Below are 850 nucleotides of genomic sequence, written 5' to 3'. Positions count from 1 at the left end.
TGGGCGGATTCAACCGGTCGTCGCAACACTGGATTGTTGAACAGATTTTAGGTACTCGTCGAGAGCTTCCGCAGGCGTCTTCCATCCTAGAGTTTTTCGCGGCCGTGAGTTCAACGTATTAGCAACGGCTTGGATCTCGCGAGCACTCCACCGGGATAGGTCTGTGCCTTTTGGAAAGTATTGTCGTAGAAGGCCGTTGGTGTTTTCATTCGTACCACGCTGCCATGGGCTTTGCGGATCAGCGAAGAATACCTTCACGCCGGACTCGATAGTGAAACGGGCGTGATCGGATAGTTCCTTTCCCCGATCCCAGGTCAATGATCGCCACAACTCAGCAGGCAAGTCAGTCACAGTCCTCTTGAGTGCGTTGGCCATCGTGACGGCCCCGTAGCCGGCAAGCGCAGGTCCGTTCTTTGTGCGTGGAATCAACCCGTAGCCTTTTTCTCGAGGTAAGTGCACGAGCACCGTGAAACGGCTTGATCTTTCTACGAGCGTACCGATGGCGGACCGATTCAAGCCAATGAGGAGGTCGCCTTCCCAATGGCCCGGCACCGCACGATCTTCCGCCTCTGCAGGCCGACTGGAAATCATGACCTCCTCGCTGACGTGCGCCCACGCTTTGGCACGCGCCCTCGCTCGAGGAACGCGCAACGCGCGCCCGGTGCGCAGACAGCCAACCAGCTCGCGCTTGAGTGCGCCTCGCCCTTGAATATAAAGCGCTTGATAGATGGCTTCGTGGGAAATGCGCATCGATTTATCTTTTGGGAAATCTACTTGCAACCGATGGGAAATTTGTTCAGGTGACCAACCATTGACCCACTTTCGGTCCCCACGATGTGGTTTATTTCGC

At 55.9% G+C, this 850-nt stretch carries 1 protein-coding gene; it reads right to left on the bottom strand.

Features of this window, described 5'->3' with window-relative positions:
• Nucleotides 1-9: 9 nt before the first annotated feature.
• The coding region (locus QCE73_RS33860; protein WP_309885317.1) for an IS30 family transposase at nt 10-850 on the bottom strand (841 nt) is incomplete at its 5' end.

The sequence above is a fragment of the Caballeronia sp. LZ029 genome, from assembly GCF_031451275.1.
Lineage (GTDB): Bacteria > Pseudomonadota > Gammaproteobacteria > Burkholderiales > Burkholderiaceae > Caballeronia > Caballeronia jiangsuensis.
This window is presented reverse-complemented; position numbering and strand designations above follow the sequence as displayed.